This is a genomic window from Rhodococcus sp. BP-261 (genome assembly GCF_019835205.1).
GTDB classification, from domain to species: domain Bacteria; phylum Actinomycetota; class Actinomycetes; order Mycobacteriales; family Mycobacteriaceae; genus Rhodococcoides; species Rhodococcoides kyotonensis_B.
Genome location: NZ_JABUCO010000006.1, coordinates 71518 through 95890, shown reverse-complemented (window position 1 = coordinate 95890; position 24373 = coordinate 71518). Strand labels below are relative to the sequence as shown.

The following is a 24373-nucleotide window of genomic DNA, read 5'->3' as shown; positions in this document are numbered from 1 at the left end:
AGTCCTCGAGAGGACTCGGCCGATGTTCTGTATCTGCTGCGTGTCAGCGGTGTTCGAGCGTCGCGTGGGCGGCAGCCAGCCGCGCGACCGGGACACGTCGCGGCGAGCACGATACGTAGTGCAGTCCCACCGAGTCGATGAACGAGATCGACCGGGGGTCACCGCCGTGCTCACCGCACACTCCCAGCTTGACGTTCGGGCGCGCAGCGCGCGCCGCGTCGGCAGCCATGGAGACGAGGGCACCGACGCCGTCGCGGTCCAGAAGGGCGAACGGGCTGTCCGTCACCAGTCCGTGGTCGAGGTAGTGAGCAAGCATGGCTTTCTCGACGTCGTCCCGTGAGAACCCGTAGGTGAGCTGCGTCAGATCGTTGGTGCCGAAGGAGAGGAACTGTGCGTCGGCCGTCAGGTGGCCTGCGAGCAAGGCCGCGCGCGGAGTCTCGACCATGCTGCCGACATCGTACGGAACCTGAATCCCGGTGTCCTCGAACACGGTTCGGGCGGCACGATCGACCTGCGCGATTGCTTCCGCCAGTTCCCCGGGCAGCGAGACCAGCGGGATCATGACCTCGAGTTTCGGAGATCGGCCCTCGGCGTTCACGGTCACCCACGCCCGGAACAAGGCCTCCGCCTGCGCGGGGTACAAGCGGGTCTGCACCATCGCGAAGCGCACCCCGCGCAGACCGAGCATCGGGTTCGATTCGTGTGCTGCAGCGGCACGTTCTGCTCGAGCAGAGTCACCGTAATTACCGTCCGACGGCAGAAATTCGTGCAGGGGAGCGTCGAGCAGACGCACGGTGATGGGCCGATCGCCGACGACCCGGAGCAGTGCCGTGAAGTCCGATTCCTGGGCGGCGGTCAGCGCCGCGATCGCCTCGATCTCTTCGGCTTCGTCGTCGGCCAGGACGAGTCTCTGCACCAGAGGAAGCTGGTCTCCGAGGAACTGATGTTCGGTGCGGCACAGACCGATTCCTTCGGCACCGAGGCGAAACGCGGTTGCCGCGTCCTCCGCGTTGTCCGCGTTCGTCCGTACGCGAAGCCGGCGAATGTCGTCGGCCCAGCCGAGTAGAACCTCCAGCTCGTCGGACGGTTCCGCAGGCCGGATCGGAACGGAACCGATGTAGACGTCGCCGGTACGGCCGTTCACCGAGACGACGTCGCCTTCGTGCAGCGTGAAGTCGCCTGCGGTGACCGTGTTCGACGCCGTGTCGATTCGTAGCGTCGTCGCTCCGCAGACCGCAGGTCGGCCTGCACCACGTGCCACGACCGCCGCGTGCGATGCCAGACCGCCGTTCGACGTGATGACCGCGGTGGCGGCGAGCAGCGCCGGTACGTCCGCGGGTGTGGTCTCCGCCGAGACGAGTACGACGTTCCGTCCCTCGGCGGCGAGCCGTAGTGCGGCGTCGCTCGACAGAGCTATTTCGCCGACGGCAGCACCTGGCGACGCCGGAAGGCCGTGCGCGAGAAGTTGTTCCCGTCCTGTCAGGGTCAGTTGAGCGTGCAGCAGGTCCTGCATGAGGTCCGGCTTCAACATCCGCACGGCATCGCTTCGTTCCATCGAGCCCGCGTTCGCGAGATCGACGGCCAGGTGAGTGATGGCGCGGGGACCCGGATGTTCCAGCGGCCCTGCGCTGAGCAGGGCGAGTTGCCGGTCGCGGACCTCGAACTCCACTTCGGCGACAGCCCGCAGATGCGGTTCCAGGGTGGCGAAGATCTGATCGAGTATCTGGGTGCCGCCGGGAGTTTGGGTGAGCGGGTCGCCGGGCCCGGGGTTGGGGTCGGCACGGCGAACTCCGAGATGGAAGACGCCGTGCGGCGCGTATCTACCGGTCTCGAGGTCTCGGCTGATGGCGGAGCCGTAGCCCGATTCGTTCCAGGACCCGAGCCGGAGAGCTCGGACGTGCAATGCGATTCCCGTGTCCTCGGGTAGCGACAGCGCGCTTCGGGCTCGACGGCCACGAGGTGACGCCCAACGATTCAGCATGGCCTTCGCCGCGAGACCGAGCTGTTCGGCGGGATCGACGGGAAACGCTGCGCCCGTGGAGTTCTCGATCAGATCGAGGAGGGCGGGCACACGCGTCCTGCTGTCCGGGTGATCGTCTTCCACGTCGTCGAGGTCGTCGGCGTCGACGTCGAGAGCCTCTTCGGCGACGAACCGCAGATTCGAGGCCCACGAGTCGTAGATGTCACGGTCGCGTCCGATCACGTCGACCAACGCGTCGATGTTGCGGTTCGACAGCCCGATGACGGAAATTGCGGGCGGGAGAGCGGAGACCGGAACCGGCGCGCTGCAGCGCAGATGCATCAGCATCGGTCTGCGGTCTTGTCGAACCGCAGGCCAGATGCCGCGCACCGCGAGTTTCTCCAGCAGGTCGATGACGGTGTCGGCAGTCTCGCGATTCTGCAGTCCGGCGCCGGACCCGATCGGTACGGTGAGACCGGGAACCACCGGAAGACCGAGGGCGACCAAGTTGTCCATCTCGACGCCGTGAACGCCCATGACGTCGGCACCGAGTCCGCGAGCGCGACCCTGTCCGTACGGAACGGCCGATCTAGTCAGCGCCTGAACGCTCGTGTCCGACACGGTCATTCGGAGCTACCGGAGACGAGCTTCTCCTCGAGTGCCTCGTCCTCGGCGCGGGTGAGACCCAGCATCATCAGCAGGTGCTGGTGGAGCCACATCCACACGGTGTGATAGCCGTCGGTCAGGGGTGACGTCAGCGACGCGGTGTCGCCGTCGTCGAAACGCGTCAGGGCGCCGTTCAGACGCTCTCGGTAGTCGAGGAGCACGGGGCACTGCTTGCCCGCGCGGCGCAGCATCTTGGACACGTCGGAATGGATGTCCTCGAGCTGGTCACGCAGTTTGGCGTCGTACTGCGCGTCCGAGTGGTCGTTCGGGGAGCCGTCGGGACGGCACTGCCATGCGGTGCACAGCTCGCGAAGGCGGCGATTGACGGGAAGGAACACATGCAGAAGATCGTCGACGACGGTGCGCTCGGCCGAAGCGTCGGGAAGCCGAACAAGTGCATGGGCATTGTCGATGCCCGCTTGGGTCGGCATGACCACCGGACCCTTGGCCACGGCGTCGCCCGCGTCGATCACCGCTTGCAGTTCCGGAGTGACGGGGCCACGAATCATTCCCTTGATCACCAGATCGACCACCTCGCTCGGCGCTGCGGTGGGAGCGGACGTGTTGGTCGCGAGGTCGTTCATGGTGCTCCTCGGGGCATGTCCGGTCCCGGTTCGGGACCGACGTGATCGTGTGGTGTGTTCACACCGTCGACGGAACTGTGACGGTGCTCATAACCTAGCCGATCAGGAGTAGTTGTCAAGAAAGAAACAGCTAAATATGTACAGACTTTGGAATGTCTCGTTTCTTGACATCGAGTACGTAAAGTCGTTTACGCTCGATGTGATGGTTGCCACTCCACGAACGGGGCATGGCATGGACGGACGAAGCGAGGCGCGGGATGGACGATCGGCACGAGCTCTACATCGGCGGTAAGTGGGTCCCCTCCGTCGACGGCGGCACGATCGACGTGCTCGAGGCGGCGACGGGCACCGTGTTCGCCCGCGTTCCGTCCGGGACGGAGCAGGACGTCGACGACGCGGTTGCCGCGGCTCGTGCCGCGTTCGGCTCCTGGTCCGAGTCGCCGATCGAGGAGCGAGTGTCGGTTCTGCGACAGATCGCCGACGGGTTGGTCGCGCGCGAGACGGAGCTCGCCGAGACCATGACTCGAGAAGTCGGTACGCCGATCGCCCGGTCGCGCTCGGTCCAGGTGGGTCTCGGTGTGACGATCTTCCGATCCATGGCGGACATCCTCGAGAACACCACGCTCGAGGAGCGCCGGGGCACCTCGCTGATCCTCAAGGTCGGTGTCGGTGTCGTCGGTGCGATCACGCCGTGGAACTATCCGCTCTACCAGCTGGCGGCCAAGGTAGCGCCTGCGATCGCGGCGGGCTGCACGACGGTGGTCAAGCCCAGTAGCGTTGCGCCGCTGGCCGCGTTCGCAGTCGCGGAGATCGCCGAGTCGATCGGTCTGACGCCGGGTGTCTTCAACGTCGTCACCGGGCCGGGAGGACGGGTCGGAGAACGGCTGGCCGGCCATCCGGACGTCGACCTCGTCAGCCTCACCGGTTCCACGGCGGCCGGCGCCCGAGTAGGTCAGGTCGCCGCAGCTGGTATCAAGAAAGTGACGCTGGAGCTCGGGGGTAAGTCCGCGTTCGTCGTCGCCCCGGATGCGGACGTCGACGCAGCCCTCAGCGCAGCCGTCCGCGGCTGCTATGTCAACAACGGGCAGACGTGTACGGCCACGACGCGTTTGCTCGTTCCTCTCGACCGGCTCGACTACGTCGAAGAGAAGTTGGCGCAACTCGTGGGGTCGCAGAAGGTCGGAGACCCGCTCGACGAATCCACCGACATCGGGCCCATGGCGTCGGCCGAGCAACGACAGTCCGTGCTGCGGTACCTGTCGGAGGTGCCGGCAGAGGCGAAGTTCGTCGTCGGGGGACCGGGTGAGGTCGCGAACCTGCCGGACGACCTGAGGTCCGGGTTCTACGTCAGGCCCACCGTGGTCAGCCGCATCGACAACAACTCGTCGATCGCGCGTGAGGAGGTGTTCGGACCGGTGCTCGCCGTTCTGGCGTACGACGGGATCGACGACGCCGTCGCTATCGCGAACGATTCCGATTACGGCCTGTCGGGGGCGGTGTTCGCGGGCGACGACGACGCAGCCATCGCGATCGCACGTCGGCTCAGGACAGGCCAGGTCTCCATCAACGGCGGTCGCTTCAACGCGTCGGCCCCGTTCGGTGGGATGAAGAAGTCGGGCATCGGCCGCGAGTTGGGGCCGGAAGGTCTCGACGAGTACTTCGAGAAGATCTCCCTCCAACTGCGTACGGAAGCGAACTGACATGGACGGTGACATGGCCGGCGACGCCCATCGGGACATCACGAAACTGATGGCACGGTTCGCCCGGGCTATCGACCTTCGGGACTGGGAGCTGTATCGATCGGTCTTCACCGACGAGATCGAGATCGACTACACGAGCTACCGCCCGGGCAACGGAGGCCTGTTCAAAGCCGAGGACTGGGTTCAGCGGGGACGCATGCTGTTTCCCGGTCTCGCTGCGTCGCAACATTTTCTGTCCAACCTGGACATCACGGTCGACGGCGACGACGGCACTGTCGTGTCCTACGTCCGGGCCGAACACGTGCTTCCGAACACGGCGGGCGACGCCGTCTTCACGATCGGCGGTTACTACACCGATTCGGTCGTGCGAGTCGGTGGGGAGTGGAAGATCTGCCGCAAGCAGTTGACGGTTCTGTGGAACACGGGCAACCCGCAGGTTCTCACGATGGCACGTGAACGGGCGGCGGAGTTGCTTCGGTCCGCCTGATTCGGGCTTCGCCGGCAATCACATCTCCCGCACCGGTTCGTAGCCGTCCCAGTCCACGGCGGCCTCGGCGACCCGTCGGTACAGCGCCAGGATGCTCGGGCGAGCCTCGTAGATCTCGACGAGGTGCCCGAGCTCGGCGCGTGCGTCGTGGAATGCGAAGGCGTTGCCGTTCGGCGTCGTTGCCGTCAGCAACGCCGGCCAGCCCAGGTCGCTGAACTTCTTCTGCTGTTCGGTGAAGGATTCGACCATCATCGCAACGTGGTGGACACGTCCCAATTCTGTCGTGGTGTCGGCGAATTCGGTCGGCGCTGCCGCATGCGTCTGCACCAGTTCGATCTGCGTGCGACCCCATTGGCCGTACGCCGAGCTGTGATCGAACATCGCGGGGCGACCGTCCGGACCGACTGCGTCGGTGATTCGGTTGCGACGCACCAGAAACGGTCCGGCGCCGGTGGCCGCCGCGAATCGTGCAGCGGCCGTGCGTACGTCGTCCACGAGGTACGCCGTCTGGACGACCGTGCCCAACTGGAACTCGTCGGCTCTCACCATGTTGTCCATCCGTTTCTTGTCGATGCCTACTGATAGAGACGCGTTCGCGGCCCTAGGTTCGAGCCGAAAACTCGTGCTGGACTTATCTCTGTACATAGTTGAGTATGACCTAGGTAACAAATGCTGGGTTAAAGTAACCCACCTCACAGGGGTAGGTGTCATGGCAGACGCGCTCTGTATCACCGGGCTCTCGAAGACTTTCGTGGGCCAGCGTGCTCTCGACGGTATCGATCTATCGCTCGCGCCGGGAGAAATCCGTGGATTGGTCGGACAGAACGGCTGCGGCAAGTCGACGCTCATCAAAGTGCTTGCGGGCTATCACGACCCGGACGACGGGGCGCGCATCGAGGTCGGCGGGGCCGAGTTGCACCTGGGTGTTCCCGGCAGCGGCGAGGCCGCAGGACTGCGCTTCGTACATCAGGATCTCGGATTGGTCGAAAGCCTCGACGTCGTCGACAACCTCGCTCTCGGGCACGGCTACGCGACCACGGCCTTCAAAACCATCGACTCCCGAGCCGAGCGCGCGCGGGCACGTGCGGCGCTCGCCGAATTGGGGTTCGACTTACCGCTCGACAAGCTCGCCGGCTCGCTCAGCATGAGCGAACGCACGATGCTGGCAGTCGCACGAGCCGTCCAGGACCGGTCCGGGGCGACGACTGTCCTCGTGCTCGACGAACCGACTGCGAATCTGCCTGCTGCAGAGGCGGTTCGCCTTTTCGATCTGGTTCGTCGCATCAGGGACCGCGGAGTCGCGGTGCTGTTCGTCTCGCACCACCTGACGGAAGTGTTCTCGTTGTGCGACAGCGTCACCGTCATGCGGGACGGAAAGATCGTCAACACGCGAGATCTCGACGGACTCGACGAGGCAGGGTTGGTCGAACTCATGATCGGCCGTCGCGTGGTGGAATTCCTGGCCGAGCCGGAAGCGACGACGACTGGTGTCGGCTCGCCGGTGTTCGAGGTCAGCGGACTGTCCTGTGGGGCGCTCGCGGACCTCGATTTCTCGGTTCGCTCGGGCGAAGTACTCGGCATCGCCGGAATCACCGGCTCCGGACGTGAACAAGTAGTGCCCGCATTGTTCGGGGCGGAGGCTCGCGCCGGGGTCGTGGCGGTCGAGGGCCGCGTCGTCGAGCAGGGTCGTCCGGATCTCGCGATGTCGGCCGGCGTCGGATGCGTACCCGCCGAACGTGTTTCCAATGCGGCGTTCGTCAACGCATCGCTACGTGAGAACGTGTCGGTCGCCGACCCGTGGGCCTATTCGCGATACGGATTCTCGCGGACGAGGCGCGAGAAGTCCGATGTCGCACACTGGTTGGAGCGGCTCGGTGTACGACCGGCGGGCGACACGGAGCGCACGCTCGGCACCCTCAGCGGTGGGAACCAGCAGAAAGTCGTTCTGGCACGGTGGCTTCGACGTAACCCGCGAGTGCTGCTGCTCGACGAACCCACCCAGGGCGTGGACGTCGGAGCGAAAGCCGACATTCACACGCTCGTCGACTCGGCAGCGCACAGCGGCGCCGCCGTCCTCGTCGTCTCGACCGATCACGGGGAGCTGACCCGCCTGTGCGACAGGGTGATCGTTCTGGCGGGTGGAGGGGTCGTGGACGAGTTCACGCGGCCACGGATCGACCCGGATCGGCTGACCGCATCGACTTTGAAGAAGCCTGCATCGACGGCGAGTTCGTCCGCGTCCGCGGACAACCGGTGAAAGGATCACCATGACAACACAATCGCACGAGGGAACGTCGGCCGCGCCGCACAGCTCTCCGTCGGGTGGCGGTACTCCGACGCCGACCCGTGACCGCAAGCGTCTGCCCAAGCTCGGACTCGATCGTTTCAGCGGCCTCTACGTCTGGGTTGCCATCATCGTGTTGTTCGCGATCTGGATTCCCGACACCTTTCTGACCGAGGGGAACTTCAGGATCATCGCGGGCGACCAGGCGATCACGGCCATGCTCGCGATCGGACTCATCGTCCCGTTGGCCGCAGGTGTGTTCGACCTGTCCATCGCAGGAGTGATGGGTTTCTCGGTCGCGATGGTGTCCTATCAGCTGTCGCAGGGTATCGGTGCACCGGTAGCCGTCGTCACGACGCTGTTGTGTGGTGCGCTGATCGGCGCCGTCAACGGCTTCGTGGTGGTGAAGCTGGGCGTCGATTCGTTCATCGCGACCCTCGGTATGTCGAGCATTCTGCTGGCCGGAACCTACTGGGTCACGGACGGAAAGCAGATCACGGAGGGATTCACCGATGGATTCCTCGACATGGGCAGCAAGCCGTTCCTCGGGCTGCCGTTGCCGTTCTTCTACATGATCGTCGTGGCCGCTGTGATGTACGTCGTTCTGGAGAAGACCCCCTTGGGACGGTACCTGTACGCAACCGGTGGTAACCGCCAGGCGGCACGCCTGGCCGGTCTTCGTGTCGAACGAATCATGTTCGGCGCGTTGGTCACATCCGCCACGGTGGCCGCATCGACGGGTGTGGTGCTCGCCGCCAAGCTCGGCACCGCGGCTCCCGACATCGGCCCGTCCTACCTACTTCCGGCGTTCTCGGCAGTCTTCCTCGGTTCCACTCAGATTCGTGCCGGACGGGTCAACGTCCTCGGCACGCTCATCGCCATCTATCTACTCGCGACCGGCGTCAAAGGGCTGCAGCTCGCCGGCTCACCCAGCTTCGTCAACGACCTCTTCAACGGTCTGGCACTCATCGTCGCCGTGGCACTCGCCGCGCGCACGGCTCGTCGCAAATGAACTCCTCGAAAGGAACGCGTGTGTTCACTGGAACCAGGACCAGGGCCTTCGTCGCCGTCGTCTCCGCATGCCTGCTGGCGTCCGCCTGCAGCAGCAGTTCGGCCGACGAAGGCACCGGGCAAGCGGCCGACGTGGCCGGTGCGCAGGCGGTCGCCGATCGGTACGAGGCGGCGCCGACCGATCTCGTTCTCGACACGCCTCTCAGCAGGGCGCCCGACTCAGGAAAATACGTCATCAGCATCGAGACGCCGCAACCGATTTCGAGTGCCAAGAACGACGCGATCCAGCAGGCGGCCGACGTACTCGGTTGGCGTTACCAGCGCATCTTGATGGGCACCGACGCCGAAGCTGCGCCCAAGGCCGTCGACCAGGCCATCGCGCTCCGGCCGGACGCCATTCACGTCTCGGGCACTCCGCTCACCATGTTGTCCAAGCAGATCGAATCGGCCCGAGCGGCAGGCATTCCCGTGATCGCGGACAGTATCGCCGGACCACCGGTGCCCGGGGTGATATCCACCGCGCTCGACGGTGACGCCCAGGTGCAGGAGTGGGGCAAGATGGTGGCCAGCCAGGTGATCGCGGACAGTGACGGCGACGCGAACGTCGCGATCTTCTCCATCACGGACTACTCGATCCTGAACGTGTTCACCGACGCCTTCACCGCGCAGCTGAAGGAACAGTGCCCGGACTGCAAGGTCCAGCTCGTCAATCAGCAGGTCACCGATCTCGGGACGAAGACTCCTCAGAGCGTCGTCAGTACGTTGCAGCGTGATCCGACGATCAACTACGCGCTGTTCTCGTTCGGTGACCTCGTGCTCGGCGTCGACGCAGCTCTGCGAGGGGCAAGTCTGCAGGACCAGGTGACGTTCGCCGGTCAGACACCCACTCCCGACAACCTCCAGTCGTTGAAGGATGGCGACAACAGCGTGTGGGTCGGTTTCCCGGTCCAGATTCTCGGCTGGCGCGTTCTCGACACGCTTGCCCGACAGTTCAACGGCGACGACATCGCAGTGGCCGACGCCGCATTCCTGCCCACTCAACTGTTGAACGCGGACAACATCGACTCGGCGGTTCTCGACGAGGCCACCGGATACTACGCGGGAGTTGCCGACTATCAGCAACAGTTCGAGACTCTCTGGCAGAAGTGACAGGCCGCGATACGTGAACGAGGCAGCCGGTCGACGCGTCATGTCGCTGTCGCATCTGTCGGCCTTACACGTACCGCCCCATCGGTTCGTCGAACTCGCCGCCGCGGGCGGGTTCGACGCCGTGGGCGTCCGCGTCGCGCAGTCGGGGGAGAGCAGAGGGTACGCGCTCCCGTCGGGATCGGCGGCATTGCGTGACACCAGGAGTGCGTTGTCCGACAACGGGTTACGAGTGTTGGACGTCGAAGTGGTGAAGCTGCATGCCGGGAGCACGAGCGACGACTGGACGGCCGTGATGGAGGCCGGGGCGGAGCTCGGCGCGGAGTATCTCCTCGTCACGGTGCTGGACGACGATCTGCCCCGTGCCGCTGCTGTTCTCTCACACCTGGCAGCGTCGGCCTCGGAATACGGCCTTCGGTGCTGTCTGGAACCGATGGTGTTCTCGTCCGTTCGTGACGTACGGGCAGCTACGAAAGTACTCGACGGCATCGATGCCGGTCTGTTGGTCGACACTCTGCATTTCGTACGCGCAGGATCGACGCCGAGCGATCTGAATCCTGTGTCGAGACAGCGCTTTCCGTACTTTCAGATCTGCGACGCGTCGTTCGCGGGGCCGGCGGCCGATCCACACGAGGCCCTCTCGGAAGCGCGGACGGACCGGTTGGCGCCGGGGGACGGCGTACTGCCGCTGCTGGATATCGTGCGGGCACTTCCGAGAACTGCTGCGGTCAGCGTCGAGGCTCCGTCGTCACGAGGCATCGAGGACCCCGGCGGCTGGACAAGTCATCTAGGCGCGTCGACACGTGCGCTGCTGACACGCGCGGACGATGACGTCGAACAATCGGTGTTCGTTCATCCCACCGAGGCAGGGGCGGGCAACGGTACCGTTTGACCGCTGCCGCACGTGGCGCCACCGTCGACCGGAATCGCGGCACCGGTGACGAACGACGCCAGCGGTGACGCGAGGAACGCGATCACTTCCCCGACCTCACGCGCGGTCCCCCAACGATGAAGCGGCACCATGGCTTTCAAGGCCTCGTACCGTTCGGGGGTGCCGACTGCGATGCGTTCGGTCATCCCCGTGCCGATCGGTCCCGGGCAGACCGCGTTGACTCGAATGCCGTCGTTCGCGAGATCGATTGCGAACGACTTCGCGAGATTGACGACGCCGGCCTTGGCTGCCGCGTAGGGCCATCGATTCGGTTCGCCACCCAGCGCCGTGGCCGACGCGGTGATGACGATGGACCCGCCACCTGCTCGCCGGAACGCCGGAATGGATTCGCGCACACCCAGTACGACGGCTCGTAGGTTGACGTCGATGGACCGGTCGAACACGTCCATGTCAAGCGTCTCGATCGAACCGGACGCGGGCACACCGGCGTTGAGAACGAGAGCGTCGAGTCGGCCGAACGCACGCTCCGCCTCGGCGACGGCTGCGCGGTTGTCGGCAGGGTGCGTCACGTCGCCGACGAACGGGACGGCCCGGTCGATCCCGGCCAACCACTCCATGGCTTCGGGCGTGGTGTCGAACGCGACAACGGAACCTCCTCGTTCGAGGAGGATTTCCGTTGTCGCGCGGCCGATCCCGGATGCCGCGCCGGTGACGACGGCGACGAGCGGTCGGGAATCTCGTGACGCGGCGGAGGTCACGGTGCGTCCGCAGTCGCGAGCTGCGCGGACAGTTCGTCGGCTTTCTCGAGAAGCGGGGCGAGTCGAGAGGGCGCCGCGACCCAGTCGGCCGACGAGCGCATCTCGTCCCAGAAGTTGAGTTCCACGATCAGCTGTTCGGCACCTGTGACGAGGGCTGTTCGAATGTCGTTCTCGACGCCGGTGATGCCCTGCCCGCCCGATCCGACCGCGTCCGTCGGCCGTTGGAGGTACGAACGAAGGAACAATCGAACCGGACTCATTCCCTCCGGCCGCATCCCCGCCATGGTGTCGAGCTGGTCCAGCAGGGCTTCGGGAGTTCCGCTGCTGGGGTTCCAGATGTCGAACAGTGCCGCCGTCCTCGTCAAGCCTGCCGCGGAGCGCAAACCCGACAGCAGCGGGGGATGCGGTGTCTGCACCGGCTTCGGGCGAACCGCCGATCGCGGAATGGTGAAGAAGTCGCCGTCGAACTGGACCGGATCCGGACCCCAGCACGCGCGGACCGCCTCGACCAGTTCGCTCATACGACGGCCCCGCGTACGTGGATCGACATCCATCTGAGCATGCTCCTCGTCCGACCAGCCGGCGCCGAGTCCGGCGACGAGCCTGCCGCCGGACAGCACGTCGAGAGTGGCCAGCCGCTGTGCCAGCTCCACCGGTCGGTGGTAGCCGGCGACCAGGATGCTGCTGCCGATGGAGACGGTTCGGGTACACGCGGCGACGAAGGCCATCAGTTCCGTGGCGCCGAACACCGACCGATACGCCGGATGGACGCTCGTCGTGTGTCGACCGCCGTACACCGACTCGTTGGCCTCGGGATAGAACAGGTGTTCCTGGACCCACAGGCTGGCAAAACCGAGTTCCTCGGCAGCGACGGCGAATTCGCGTACTGCGACGGTGTCGACGTGCTCCCCGAGTTGGGGAAGCGACAGCCCGATACGAAGGCTCACAGGACGGTCACCGTCCCGGTGTTGCCGTCGACCTCGATCATGGCGCCGTCGGGAATGCGTGCCGTGGCATCCTGCACGGAGACGGCACACGGAATGCCCAGCTCGCGGCACACGATCGACGAGTGTGTGATCGTCGCGCCGACGTTGACGACCACGCCGCCGGCGAAGACGAACAGTGGGGTCCACGCGGGGTCGGTCTGTGGCGCGACGATGATGTCACCCTCGGCCAGATCGCCCACGTCGTACGGATCGTGGAGAATCCGCGCGCGTCCGCGAACGGTGCCGGGCGCGCCGCCGACGCCCGTCAGCGCGTCACCCGGCACTGCCGCCTGTGCCTTGTGTTCCTTCCGCTTGGGCCACTGCGACAACGGAAGTGGTTCGAACAGGAAGAACGGCGGTTCCAGGTCGAACAATGCGAGGTACTGCTCGCGACGTTCGGCGATGGTCGACGCGAAGGACTCGGGATCGGCGACGAAGGCGTCGAGTTCGTCGTCGAGCAGCATCGTGATGTCGTGGTGGTCGTCCATGACGCCGCGCGCGACCATGCGCCCTCCCAATTCGTACAGGGCGGTACGCATTTCCCCCATGACCTTCACGCACGCAGTCTTGGTGCGTTCACGCCACGGCATGAACTTCGTGATGGACTTGGCGGCGTCGAGAAAGCTCTGTCGCGTCGCGTCGTCCGGCATCTTGTCCGCGAGTTCGGCGGTGAGTGCGATCCTCTTGGCCTCGTTCCGCTCGCGAATCTTCTCGGGGTCCGACTCTTCGGGGCTGAGGCGCATCCCGTTCACGGCGAGAAGAGCGAGAACGGGCTTCGATTCCCAACTGTCCGAGCGAATGTCCCACTCGTTCGGTGCGCGAGAGCCGTACTTGTACAGGAAGTCGTCGAACTCGATGCGGAACTGCTTCGCATCGGAGGAGTCGCTCGCGTCCACCGCGTCCAGAAGAGTCGAGAGACCGTCGTCGAACAGTCGGGTCAATTCCTCGGACCCGGCGACGAGGCGGCCCATCTTCCACAGGGCGTAGGACGGGGCGGCGGAATCCACTCCACCGAGTCCGCTCAGGAGATCGCCGAGTTTGTCGGCTTCGCCGATGGCTTCCAGAAGCGCGCCGGCGACCGCGGGACCCATGGTGGACAGCGTCGTGGTCACCGGGTGATAGGCGTAGCAGAAGATCAGATCGGGAACGAACGACCGAGCGTGGTCGACGAGCGCCTGATCGGTCAGCTCGCGGACGTCCGGGCGGTTGGCGCGTGCGAGGTCGGCACGTTTCTTCGCCTCTTCCGCCTCGGGGAACGTGTCCGTGGTGAGCGCCCACGCAGTCTTCTTCTCGAGACCTTCGGTGAGCTCGGCATTGTTGTGCCAGGGCTTTTCGACATACTCGGGGATGTCAGGGTGATCGCCCACCCACAGTGTGTTCCACACCGGGACGGTCAGCCCCGGCAGACGGGCGCCGTTGAGCTCGGTCATCGAGAAGTTCGTGTAGTGGTACCCGCCGAAGTTGCCGATGATCTCGGGCATGGTCTCGTCGATCTCGGAGGCCAGGTGCGTGCCGAGATGGTCGACGTATCCCTCGCGCCAACCGATGTTGAGGCCCTTGTTCCACACGAGGGTCACGTTGAGTGGACTGGACGGATCGGGAAGAACTTCACCGGCGTTGGCCCGCGTGTACACGGGGTAGCGCTCGCTGAAGTCCCAGTCGGTGATCCAGCGGTCGGGTGTCTGCTCGTCGCTCATCGAGTCCTCCTCGGAGGGGGTTGGACTGTATTTCAAGTCACACTATAGAAAGTTCGTGCCAATGAAACCATGTACAGAGATTTCCCGCGGCAAGTTGACCAGGAAAATCGAGAGAAGATCTGGTTTCAGTAACTTTAGTTCAGATCTAGTATCGAATCGATAGATGTGCGAGACTCGGGTCGTATCCCGGTGAGCGACGATCGCTCGCGCCGCCGTCGTCGCGGCGCCCGCCGGCTCAGGCTCACCCGAGAGGGGCCACCATGTTCGAGAAAGTCCTCGTTGCCAACCGCGGAGAAATCGCCGTCCGTGCGTTCCGTGCAGCGGTCGAGCTGGGCGCATCCACCGTCGCCGTCTATCCCTTCGAAGACCGCAAGTCGGCGCACCGCGCCAAGGCGTTCGAGTCGTATCAGATCGGTGAAGTGGGCCATCCGGTGCGCGCGTACCTGTCCGTCGACGCGATTCTCGACGCGGCAAGGACGTCGGGTGCGGACGCCGTCTACCCCGGCTACGGATTTCTCTCCGAGAACGCGGAATTGGCGGCGGCGTGTGCGTCCGCGGGCATCACGTTCGTCGGACCGTCGCCGGAGGTTCTGAGGTTGACCGGAGACAAGTCACGTGCGGTAGCAGCGGCGAAGGCTGCGGGCCTGCCCGTCCTTGCGTCCACCCCTCCGTCCGACGACGTCGACGAGTTGGTTGCCGCCGCCGAACGTATCGAGTACCCGTTGTTCGTCAAAGCGGTCGCGGGCGGGGGAGGTCGCGGCATGCGACGCGTCGCCGAGCCCGGGCAGTTGCGCGATGCGATAGGCGCCGCATCCCGCGAAGCCGAGACGGCGTTCGGGGACGGAACCGTCTTCCTCGAACAGGCGGTGGTCGACCCACGCCACATCGAAGTGCAGATCCTCGGCGATTCGACGGGCGAGGTCGTCCATCTGTTCGAGCGAGATTGCTCGTTGCAGCGGCGGCATCAGAAGGTGGTCGAGGTCGCTCCCGCGCCCGGTCTCGATCCTGTTCTGCGACAATCGATGTGCGACGACGCCGTCCGCTTCGCGAAGCATGTCGGCTACACGTGCGCCGGCACGGTCGAGTTCCTTCTGGGCCCCGACGGCAGGTACGTGTTCATCGAGATGAATCCCCGCATCCAGGTCGAGCACACGGTGACGGAGGAGATCACGGACGTCGATCTCGTGGCGTCGCAGTTGCGTATCGCGTCGGGTGAGACTCTGTCGGATCTGGGACTGACGCAGGACGACATCTCGGTTCACGGTGCTGCTCTGCAATGTCGCATCACGACAGAGGACCCGACCGATGGATTCCGGCCCGACACAGGCGAAGTGACCGCCTACCGCACTCCGGGCGGCTCGGGTATCCGGCTGGACGGCATCGTCGGAGTCGGTTCCGAGATCGGTTCGCACTTCGACTCGATGTTGGTGAAACTGACCTGTCGCGGACGTGATTTCGCGACGGCATGTGCGCGGTCCAGGCGCGCTCTGGCGGAGTTCCGTGTGCGCGGCGTGGCGACCAACATCCCCTTCCTGCAGGCGGTGCTGGGTGATCCGGACTTCGAGGCGTGGCGCGTCACCACGACGTTCATCGAGGAACACCCTGAACTGTCGACGCAGAACGTCTCTGCCGACCGCGGTTCGAAGATTCTGCGGTACCTGGCCGATGTGACCGTCAATCGTCCGCATGGAGAACGCCCGTCGTCGATCTACGCTGTCGACAAACTGCCACCCGTCGATCTGGCGGCGGCACCTCGAGCAGGTTCACGTGACCGGCTCGCGGCTCTGGGTCCCGACGCCTTCGCAGCCCATCTTCGTGCATCGTCGGCGCTGGCGGTGACCGACACGACGTTCCGAGATGCTCATCAGTCGTTGCTGGCGACGCGTGTGCGGACACGCGACCTCGTTGCCGTCGCACCTCATGTCGCCCGTTTGACGCCGCAGTTGTTCTCGGTGGAGGCATGGGGCGGAGCCACCTACGACGTCGCCCTTCGATTCCTGCACGAGGATCCCTGGGAGCGGCTCGCGACGTTGCGCAAGGAGATGCCCAACATCTGCCTGCAGATGCTGCTTCGGGGACGCAACACGGTCGGCTACACGGCGTATCCCGACCGCGTCACGCACGCATTCGTGCAGGAAGCTGCCGCGACAGGCGTGGACATCTTCCGAATCTTCGACGCGCTCAACAACATCGATCAGATGAGACCGGCGATCGATGCCGTTCGTGACACCGGTGTCGCAGTGGCGGAAGTCGCCATGTCGTACACCGGTGACCTGTCCGATCCGAACGAGACCCTGTACACGCTTGATTACTACCTCCGGCTGGCGGACAGCATCGTCGACGCAGGCGCGCACGTCCTGGCGATCAAGGACATGGCAGGCTTGCTCCGCCCCGCGGCTGCAGCGACGTTGGTGGGGGCGCTTCGTTCGCGCTTCGACCTGCCGGTCCATCTGCACACCCACGACACCCCGGGCGGTCAGCTGGCGACGTACCTTGCGGCATGGCAGGCAGGCGTCGATGCGGTCGACGGTGCGAGCGCCGCGCTGGCGGGAACCACCAGCCAACCTGCGTTGTCGGCCATCGTCGCAGCCACCGAACACACCGACCGTGACACCGGTATCGACCTGAGTTCGGTGTGCGACCTCGAACCGTATTGGGCGGCAGTGCGTTCGATGTACGCACCGTTCGAGTCCGGCATCCCGGCCCCGACGGGCCGCGTCTACACGCACGAGATTCCCGGTGGTCAGTTGTCGAATCTGCGTCAGCAGGCAGCTGCGCTGGGACTGTCGCATCGATTCGAGGACATCGAGACCGCGTACGCAGGTGCCGATCGGGAACTGGGGCGACTGATCAAGGTGACGCCGTCGTCCAAGGTGGTCGGCGACCTCGCACTTGCGTTGGTCGGTTCGGACACGACCGCAGCCGAATTCGCCGAGCAGCCGCAGAGCCTCGACATCCCGGATTCGGTCGTCGATTTCCTGCGCGGCGAACTCGGTGAGCCCGCGGGCGGATGGCCCGAGCCGCTTCGTAGCCGCGCGCTCGTCGGTCGTCCGGACAGACCCGCCGTCACGCAGCTGAGCGACAGCGACATCGCTGCATTGGGCGAGCCGGGTGACCGACGGCGGAACACGCTCAACCACTTGCTGTTTCCCGGTCCGGCCGGCGAGTTCGAGAAGCATAGACGTGAGTACGGAGACACGTCTCAGTTGTCGACGAACCAATACTTCTACGGACTGAGGCAAGACGAAGAACATCGCGTGCAGCTCGAGAAGGGCGTCGAGTTGATCATCGGCCTCGAGGCGATTTCGGAGCCGGACACGGATGGGATGCGGAACGTCCTGTGCATCTTGAACGGGCAGTTACGTCCGGTTCGAGTGCGCGACCGCGGCGTCGAGTCGTCGACGACGCAGGCCGAGAAGGCCGACCGCGCGGACCCGAAACACCTGTCCGCCCCGTTCACCGGCGTCGTCACGCTGTCCGTGAAGGAGGGCGACACGGTCGAGGTGGGCGAGACCGTCGGCACGATCGAGGCCATGAAGATGGAAGCGTCCATCACGTCGACGAGGGCCGGTGTCATCACGCGGGTGCCGATCGCGGCCGGCGCACAGGTGGATGGCGGCGATCTGTTGTTGGTGGTCGGCTAGGGCGGCTTCGCCTCGTGCGCGCGAATGTATAGCCCTCTATACATTCGCGCGCACGTGCGCCGAAGGCGCCTACAGCCCTAGATCCCGGCCGATCAGTTCCTTCATGATCTCGTTCGATCCTGCCCAGATCTTGGTGACCCGAGCGTCCTTCCAGGCTCGGGCAGCGCGGTACTCGTTCATGAAGCCGTAGCCGCCGTGGAGCTGGACGCAGTGGTCGAGGATCTCGTTCTGCACCTGCGACGTCCACCATTTGGCCTTGGCGGCGTCGATGGCGGTCAGTTCACCGTTGCCGTGCGCGACGATGCAGTTGTCCACGAACGCCTGTGCCACATCGAGTTTCGTGACCAGCTCGGCGAGCAGGAACTTGTTCCACTGCAGCGAGCCGATCGCCTGACCGAATGCCTTGCGGTCCTTGGCGTACTGGAGCGTCTCCTCGAGGATCGGCCGGACGTGACCGAGGTTCGCCACCGCCGCACTGATGCGCTCCTGCGGCAGCAGCTGCATCATGTGGATGAAGCCGCCGTCGAACTCGCCGATCATGTTGGACGACGGCACCCGCACGTTCTCGAAGAACAGCTCGGCCGTGTCCGATTCGGGCTGACCGACCTTGTCGAGCTTGCGTCCGCGCGAAAAGCCTTCGGTTCCGTTCTCGACGGCGAACAGCGTGATGCCGCGCGCCTTCTTCTCGGGCGTGGTCCTGGTGGCGACGATGACGAGGTCGGCGCTGTTGCCGTTGGTGATGAACGTCTTCGACCCGTTGATGATGAAGTCGTCGCCGTCCTTCACTGCGGTGGTCTTCAGGGACGCCAGGTCCGATCCGCCCGACGGCTCGGTCATCGCGATCGCCGTCAGCAGTTCGCCACTGCAGAAGCCGGGCAGCCAGCGCTTCTTCTGCTCCTCGGTCGTCAGCTGGACGAGGTACGGGGCGACGATGTCGTAGTGAATGCCGAAGCACGACGCCACGGCGGCGCTCGATCGAGCGAGTTCCTCACCGAGGACTGCATTGAAGCGGTAGTCCTCGGCGCCGCTGCCGCCGTATTCCTCCGGCACCTCGAGGCCGAGGAAGCCGTTGCGCCCTGCTTCGAGCCAGATCTCCCGGTCGATGAAGCGCTGCTCGATCAGCTTTTCCTCGACGGGAGTGATGGTGCGTGTCACGAACTCGCGGACGGATTCGCGGAACGCGTCGTGGTCCTTCTCGAACAGGCTGCGCCTCATGTGTGTTCCTCCAGGTAACGGTAATCGAGACGCAATATACTCGTCGGTAACTACGCGTCGCGCAGCGTATGGCACTCTGACACCATGGCTGACCAACCCACTTCGCTCGTCAGGTACACCACCGATGCCGGTGCGGAGGTCGCAGTGTTGACCTTCGACCACGGGCCCCTCAATCTGTTCGATCAAGCGATGTTCGACGCCGTGTGCGCGAACATCGCCGATCTGACGGCGTATCCACCCCGCGCGGTGCTGCTCAGGGCCGAGGGCAAGGTCAACTCGGCGGGCGTCGACGTGCATGTCTTCGACGGCTTGTCGGCCCAACAGGGCGCCGATCTGTGGCGTCGCCTGTTCGACGAGATCGCGCATCCGCTCGAAGCGTTGCCGTGCCCGGTCGTCTACGCGGCTCACGGACTGACCTTGACGGCCGCGTTCGAGATCTCCCTTGCCTGCGACATCATCGTCGCGTCACCGAAGGCCAAGTTCGGCCTCGTGGAAATCGTCGTCGGCCTCACCCCGTCCATGGGTGGCCCGCAGCGCCTCGCCGAACGCGCCGGCTCCGGACGTGCGCGCGAGTTCGTGATGACGGGCGACCTCTACGACGCGGCCACCATGAAGGAGTGGGGCGTGGTCAACAGCATCCACGACGACGTCGACGCCTCTGCCCGTACCCTGGTCGAGCGCTTGGCCGCCGGACCGACGGTGGCTCACGCTGCCACCAAGAAGATCGTGGCAGCGTGGCGTTCGGGTGGTGTCGCTCATGCGGACGAGATCACCGCGGGCGTGTCGGGGGCGCTGTTCGAGACCGAGGACCTGAAGGGTGCGGTGAAGAGTTTCCTGGCGAACGGCCCGGGGAAGGCGACGTACATCGGTAAGTAGACTTTCTGCGATGACTACCCCGCTCGCCGAACTGCACATGCACATCGAAGGTTCGCTGGAGCCTCCGCAGATCTTCGCACTCGCCGAGCGCAACGGAATTGCGTTGCCGTACAACGACATCGACGAGTTGGCGGCCCGGTACGAGTTCACGGATCTGCAGTCGTTCCTCGATCTGTACTACGCCAACATGTCGGTGCTCAGGACTGCCGAGGATTTCGGTGATCTTGCGCGCGCGTATTTCCGTCGTGCTGCCGCAGGTGGTGTGACGCAGGCGGAGATCTTCTTCGATCCGCAGGCGCACACGGCGCGGGGTGTCGCGCTCGAGGCCGTCGTCGAGGGCTTGTCCGATGCGGTGGCGTCGAGCGAGCGGGAATTCGGGGTGAAGAGCGGGCTGATCGCGTCGATTCTGCGGGACGAACCGGTGCTGCATGCCAACAAGCTGCTCGACGATCTGCTCGCGATGCAGGCCCCGATCATCGGGCTCGGCCTCGATTCCGCTGAGGCCGGTTTCCCGCCGTCGTTGTTCGTCGACGTGTTCGCGAAGGCGCGAGCCGAGGGCTTGCACGTCGTCGCGCACGCGGGGGAGGAGGGCCCGGCGGAGTACATCTGGCAGGCCCTCGACCTGCTGGGTGTGGAACGCGTCGATCACGGTGTCCGCTGTCTGGAGGACGACGCTCTCGTGAATCGTCTTGTGGACGAGGAGATTCCGCTGACGGTCTGCCCTCTGTCGAACGTGCGGTTGAAGGTGTACGAGGATCTGTCGGAGCATCCCATCCGGCAGATGATCGAGCGCGGTCTGATCGTCACGGTCAACTCGGACGATCCGGCGTACTTCGGCGGCTACGTCGACGACAACTTCGCCGCCCTCGAGACCGCGCTCGGTCTGACGGCTCGTGAGCGAGAGATCCTGTACGACAACAGCATCAAGGCGTCCTTCATCGGACGGTGACGAACGCTTTCGGATAGCCGGTTGCCCCGTCGGGCACGGTGTCGGCCGTCATCGACGTCTGGATGTCGCCGTTCCCGTCGGTCGCGCGGGCACGGATGGTGTGCTGGCCGGGCGTTGCGGCCCACTCGTAGGTCCACTGTCGCCACGTGTCCGTCGAGTACTCCTCGGACAGTGTTGCTGCCACCCAGTTTCCGTCGTCGATCTGCACGTCGACGCCGGAGATTCCGGTGTGTTGATGCCATGCGACGCCTGCGACGACGACCGTTCCCGCGTCGACCGCTGCTCCTGGCTTGGGGGTGTCGATGCGCGACGCGGTCTTGATCGGGCCGCGCTCACCCCAGCCGCGGTCGGTCCAGTAGGCGCTGGCCTTGTCGAATCGGGTGATCTCGAGGTCGGTGACCCACTTCGTCGCGGACACGTACCCGTACAGGCCGGGTACGACGAGACGTGCCGGATAGCCGTGCTCGACGGGGAGCGGTTGCCCGTTCATGCCGACGGCCAGGAGCGCGTCGCGGCCGTCCAACAGCACCTCGAGCGGCGTGCCCGCGGTGAAGGCGTCGTGACTGGACGACAACACCATGTCCGCGCCGTCCTGGATTCCGGCCTCCTCGAGCAGGTCCTTCAGCGGGTAGCCGATCCAGGTGGCGTTCCCGACGAGATCGCCGCCGACGATGTTGGACACACACGTGAGCGTGACGGTGCGTTCGACGGCCTGCCTCGTCGCGAGGTCGGCGAACGTGATCTCGAGTTCGCGGTCCACCATCCCGTGGATGCGCAGCGACCAGTCCTCCGACGCCACCTGCGGCACTACCAGTGCGGTGTCGATGCGATAGAACTCGTCGTTCGGCGTGATGTACGACGCCAGCCCGTCGATCCGCAGGTCCGCGCCCGCGGGGATCGGGGGCTGAGGCGTCGGCGTTGGGAGCCTGAAGCCGAGTCGGTTGGCGGTGACGTCACGCGCCTGGCCGAGAAGCCGGCCTGCGGTGCCTGCCGCGACGGCGACGACTCCGGCGGTGACGGCAAGGCCGAGGAAACTACGCCGCGACATACCGTCGGCGACGGGTTCTTCGGTTCGCAGAAGGGCGTTCAGTACGACGATCCCCGCCGCGACGCCGATGATCGTCGGTAGTGCGGACAGGGGAGTGGCGGTGCTGCGTGTGACGGCGGCGAGTACGCCGACCGCCCCGAGCACCCCGAACAGCACTGCTCCCCACGGCCGTCTCAGCACCCCGGCCGCAGCGGCGATCGACGCGATGACGACCGCCATCCCGACGAACAGGGCAGTCTTGTCCGACGTGCCGAACGTGTCGATCGCCCACTCCCGTACCGCTTCGGGGGTGTTGTCGACGACGGCGGATCCGACTGCGAAGAACGGTGACGAGTTCGGCCCGAACGGCACGGCGACGAGTTCGCCGACGCCGAGAACGACTGCGGCAGCGAGAAGTCCGGACAACACGTGAGCAGAAATGTATAGCCCTCTATACATTTCTGCTCACATGCAGCGCAGCTGCCAGATACTCGTTCCCGAACATCCCGCCCGGATCGAGTTTGTCCCTCATCGCGACGAAGTCACCGAAATGCTCGTACATCTCGGCGAAATCGTTCGCCGTCTGCGAGTGCAGCTTCCCCCAGTGCGGCCGCCCGCCCACGCTGCGGGCGATCTTCTCCACCGCGTCGAAGTACTCGCGGTGCTCCCGCCGGTGATACTGGTGCACCGCGACGTACGCGCTGTCGCGGCCGTTCGCCGTCGACAGCCAGATGTCGTCGGCGGCCGCGAAGCGCACCTCGACGGGGAACGCCACCGCGAAACCCGACGACTGAAGCCATCGATCCACCTCGCGCACCACGTACGTGATCGACTCCGCAGGCACCGCATATTCCATCTCGCGGAACCGAACGGTGCGCGAGGACGCGAACACGCGATAACTCCGGTCGGTGAACTCGCGCGCCGACAGTGCCCTCGACGAGAAGGCGTTGACCCGTGGGATCGCGGCCGGGAAACGAGTCACCGCGCGGTTGACGATCTCGAATGCACGGTTCGCCAACAATTCATCGTCGAGATAAGCCCTGACACGACCGAGTGGCGCCAACGGACTGTCGGCAGGCAACCGAGTATTCGTCTTCGTCAGCACCCGGTCGGTGTGCGGAAACCAGTAGAACTCGAAATGATCCGTCTGCTCGACGACGTCCGGCAGCGACGACAGCGTGCCGGTCAACGTCGACGGCGCCTCGACGGCATGCAGCGCGAACGCCGGCTCGCATCGCAACGTGACCTTCGTGATGATGCCCAGCGCGCCGAGTCCGACGCGGGCCGCGTCGAACATGTCCGGCTCCGAGTCGCGGGAACACGTCACGACGCTGCCGTCGGCGGTCACCATCTCCAGTGCCTGTACCTGAGTCGCGATGCCGCCGAATCGTCGTCCGGTCCCGTGCGTCCCCGTCGAGATGGCACCCGCGATCGACTGTTCGTCGATGTCGCCGAGGTTCGTCATCGCAAGGCCCAGGTCCCACAACCATGCGTTCAGCGCGCGCAGACGCGTCCCGGCGAACACCGTCACCGACGCAGAACCGTCGGGCATCGGCACGACGGATTCGATGCCCTGCAACCGGTCGAGGTCGACGAGGATTCCGTCGGTCACCGCGATCGACGTGAACGAGTGGCCGGCGCCGACGCACTTGACGCGCAGTCCGGTCTCGCCGGCATGGAAGACCGTGCGTCGCACTTCCTCGACGGTTTTCGGACTCACCGCCTCCTGCGGGCGAGCGCTCTGATTCCCGGCCCAGTTCCGCCACTCGACTCCGTTCATCGCACAACTATGAATGTGCACCGTCGACACGGTCAATCGCCAGTCCGCAGAGGGGCTGCCCGCTTACTATCGGGGCATGCAGACCCGGCTGTCGGCGGACACGAGGCGTGCACAGCTGGTCTCGGCTGCCCTCGATCGCGCCGAACGGGTCGGAATCGAAGCATTGACCGTCCGCGGTGTCGCCGACGAAGCGGGGGTGAGCCAGGGGGCGGTGTACTACCTGTTCGAGTCGAAGGAGTCGCTCGTCATCGCGATGGGCGAGGGCCTCGTCGTCGACGTGACGCGAGCGCTGCAGGCTGCGTTCACCGACTCCGTCAATCTGCCGGGGGTTCCGGGTCTGCGAGAACTCGTGCACAGCGGGCTCAGCGCCATCTGGCCGATCGTCGAGAAGACCGCCGACCGGCAGCTTCTGTCCTACGAGATCAAGACCTACCTGCTACGCCATCGTGCGTTGGGGTCGGAGTTGGCCGCGTCCATCGCGACCGGGCAGTACCGCATCCGCGACGACGAGACCCTGCTGTTCTTCCAACGCTGCTCGGAGTTCACCGGCACGCGGTGGATCGAGCCCATCGAGGCCGTGGCGCGTTTCGGTATGGCGACGGTGGACGGGCTGATCCTGCGGTGGCTGGTCGACCACGACGACGTGGCGGTCATCGCCGCTCTCGACGATCTGTCCGGCATCATCGCCTCGAAGGCTGTAGAAGTGTGAGG

General features: G+C 65.3%; 19 protein-coding genes. 10 read left to right on the top strand and 9 right to left on the bottom strand.

The window, feature by feature from the left end:
• Nucleotides 1-43: 43 nt before the first annotated feature.
• Both HQ354_RS09430 and HQ354_RS09425 read right to left on the bottom strand, forming a co-directional pair.
• Complete coding sequence (locus HQ354_RS09430) at nucleotides 44-2587, bottom strand: putative PEP-binding protein (protein ID WP_222635172.1); 2544 nt, start codon at nucleotides 2585-2587, stop codon at nucleotides 44-46.
• Nucleotides 2584-3210 (bottom strand): hypothetical protein, encoded by a 627-nt coding sequence (locus HQ354_RS09425; RefSeq protein ID WP_068428184.1) that lies wholly within the window; start codon nucleotides 3208-3210, stop codon nucleotides 2584-2586. The genes HQ354_RS09430 and HQ354_RS09425 overlap by 4 nt, the downstream gene beginning before the upstream one ends.
• A 227-nt stretch (nucleotides 3211-3437) precedes the next feature.
• On the opposite strand from HQ354_RS09425, the gene HQ354_RS09420 reads away from it, so the two are divergent.
• Nucleotides 3438-4910: an aldehyde dehydrogenase family protein gene (locus HQ354_RS09420; RefSeq protein ID WP_222635173.1), complete on the top strand. Its 1473-nt coding sequence runs from the start codon at nucleotides 3438-3440 to the stop codon at nucleotides 4908-4910.
• 13 nt (nucleotides 4911-4923) lie between these two features.
• On the top strand, nucleotides 4924-5397 hold the full coding sequence (locus HQ354_RS09415) for a nuclear transport factor 2 family protein (protein ID WP_068429065.1): 474 nt from the start codon (nucleotides 4924-4926) through the stop codon (nucleotides 5395-5397).
• 18 nt (nucleotides 5398-5415) lie between these two features.
• Here HQ354_RS09415 and HQ354_RS09410 read toward each other — a convergent pair whose 3' ends face one another.
• Entirely contained in the window at nucleotides 5416-5946 is a 531-nt protein-coding gene (locus tag HQ354_RS09410) for a VOC family protein (protein WP_222635174.1), read from the bottom strand.
• A gap of 160 nt (nucleotides 5947-6106) precedes the next feature.
• Between HQ354_RS09410 and HQ354_RS09405 the strand changes: the two genes are divergently transcribed.
• The 4 genes from HQ354_RS09405 to HQ354_RS09390 are packed head-to-tail and all read left to right on the top strand — an operon-like array spanning nucleotide 6107 to nucleotide 10730.
• Nucleotides 6107-7654 carry a sugar ABC transporter ATP-binding protein gene (locus HQ354_RS09405; protein ID WP_167678311.1) on the top strand — a complete coding sequence of 516 codons (1548 nt, stop codon included), beginning with the start codon at nucleotides 6107-6109 and terminating at the stop codon, nucleotides 7652-7654.
• Nucleotides 7655-7664: 10 nt separating this feature from the next.
• Entirely contained in the window at nucleotides 7665-8693 is a 1029-nt protein-coding gene (locus tag HQ354_RS09400) for an ABC transporter permease (protein WP_240931354.1), read from the top strand.
• Nucleotides 8694-8713: 20 nt separating this feature from the next.
• Complete coding sequence (locus HQ354_RS09395; RefSeq protein WP_165839487.1) at nucleotides 8714-9841, top strand: substrate-binding domain-containing protein; 1128 nt, start codon at nucleotides 8714-8716, stop codon at nucleotides 9839-9841.
• A 13-nt stretch (nucleotides 9842-9854) separates the two neighbouring features.
• On the top strand, nucleotides 9855-10730 hold the full coding sequence (locus HQ354_RS09390; RefSeq protein ID WP_308115213.1) for a TIM barrel protein: 876 nt from the start codon (nucleotides 9855-9857) through the stop codon (nucleotides 10728-10730).
• On the opposite strand, the gene HQ354_RS09385 is transcribed toward HQ354_RS09390, so the two are convergent.
• From HQ354_RS09385 to HQ354_RS09375, 3 genes are read right to left on the bottom strand one after another with little or no spacing between them, the layout of a single operon-like run.
• A complete protein-coding gene (locus tag HQ354_RS09385) occupies nucleotides 10691-11488 on the bottom strand; it encodes an SDR family NAD(P)-dependent oxidoreductase (protein ID WP_167678309.1) in 798 nt (265 codons plus the stop codon). The genes HQ354_RS09390 and HQ354_RS09385 overlap by 40 nt on opposite strands.
• Nucleotides 11485-12435 (bottom strand): TIGR03619 family F420-dependent LLM class oxidoreductase, encoded by a 951-nt coding sequence (locus tag HQ354_RS09380; RefSeq protein WP_068428207.1) that lies wholly within the window; start codon nucleotides 12433-12435, stop codon nucleotides 11485-11487. Before HQ354_RS09380 ends, HQ354_RS09385 begins: the two co-directional genes overlap by 4 nt.
• Complete coding sequence (locus HQ354_RS09375; RefSeq protein WP_068428210.1) at nucleotides 12432-14171, bottom strand: PEP-utilizing enzyme; 1740 nt, start codon at nucleotides 14169-14171, stop codon at nucleotides 12432-12434. Before HQ354_RS09375 ends, HQ354_RS09380 begins: the two co-directional genes overlap by 4 nt.
• Nucleotides 14172-14431: 260 nt before the next feature.
• On the opposite strand from HQ354_RS09375, the gene HQ354_RS09370 reads away from it, so the two are divergent.
• Nucleotides 14432-17815 carry a pyruvate carboxylase gene (locus tag HQ354_RS09370; RefSeq protein ID WP_222635175.1) on the top strand — a complete coding sequence of 1128 codons (3384 nt, stop codon included), beginning with the start codon at nucleotides 14432-14434 and terminating at the stop codon, nucleotides 17813-17815.
• A 69-nt stretch (nucleotides 17816-17884) separates the two neighbouring features.
• Here HQ354_RS09370 and HQ354_RS09365 read toward each other — a convergent pair whose 3' ends face one another.
• Nucleotides 17885-19030: an acyl-CoA dehydrogenase family protein gene (locus tag HQ354_RS09365; RefSeq protein ID WP_068428216.1), complete on the bottom strand. Its 1146-nt coding sequence runs from the start codon at nucleotides 19028-19030 to the stop codon at nucleotides 17885-17887.
• A gap of 84 nt (nucleotides 19031-19114) precedes the next feature.
• On the opposite strand from HQ354_RS09365, the gene HQ354_RS09360 reads away from it, so the two are divergent.
• Together HQ354_RS09360 and HQ354_RS09355 are read left to right on the top strand one after the other, a co-directional pair.
• Nucleotides 19115-19906, top strand: coding sequence for an enoyl-CoA hydratase/isomerase family protein (locus HQ354_RS09360; RefSeq protein ID WP_222635176.1), 792 nt, complete (start codon nucleotides 19115-19117; stop codon nucleotides 19904-19906).
• 10 nt (nucleotides 19907-19916) lie between these two features.
• Nucleotides 19917-20855, top strand: coding sequence for an adenosine deaminase (locus HQ354_RS09355; RefSeq protein ID WP_068428220.1), 939 nt, complete (start codon nucleotides 19917-19919; stop codon nucleotides 20853-20855).
• On the opposite strand, the gene HQ354_RS09350 is transcribed toward HQ354_RS09355, so the two are convergent.
• Both HQ354_RS09350 and HQ354_RS09345 read right to left on the bottom strand, forming a co-directional pair.
• Nucleotides 20842-22341: a molybdopterin-dependent oxidoreductase gene (locus HQ354_RS09350; protein WP_222635177.1), complete on the bottom strand. Its 1500-nt coding sequence runs from the start codon at nucleotides 22339-22341 to the stop codon at nucleotides 20842-20844. The two genes, HQ354_RS09355 and HQ354_RS09350, sit on opposite strands and share 14 nt — an antisense overlap.
• Nucleotides 22334-23662, bottom strand: coding sequence for a D-arabinono-1,4-lactone oxidase (locus tag HQ354_RS09345; RefSeq protein ID WP_222635178.1), 1329 nt, complete (start codon nucleotides 23660-23662; stop codon nucleotides 22334-22336). Before HQ354_RS09345 ends, HQ354_RS09350 begins: the two co-directional genes overlap by 8 nt.
• A 76-nt stretch (nucleotides 23663-23738) precedes the next feature.
• Here HQ354_RS09345 and HQ354_RS09340 point away from each other — a divergent pair, with 76 nt between their 5' ends.
• Nucleotides 23739-24371, top strand: a complete 633-nt coding sequence (locus HQ354_RS09340) for a TetR/AcrR family transcriptional regulator (protein ID WP_068429073.1) — start codon at nucleotides 23739-23741, stop codon at nucleotides 24369-24371.
• Nucleotides 24372-24373: the final 2 nt, after the last annotated feature.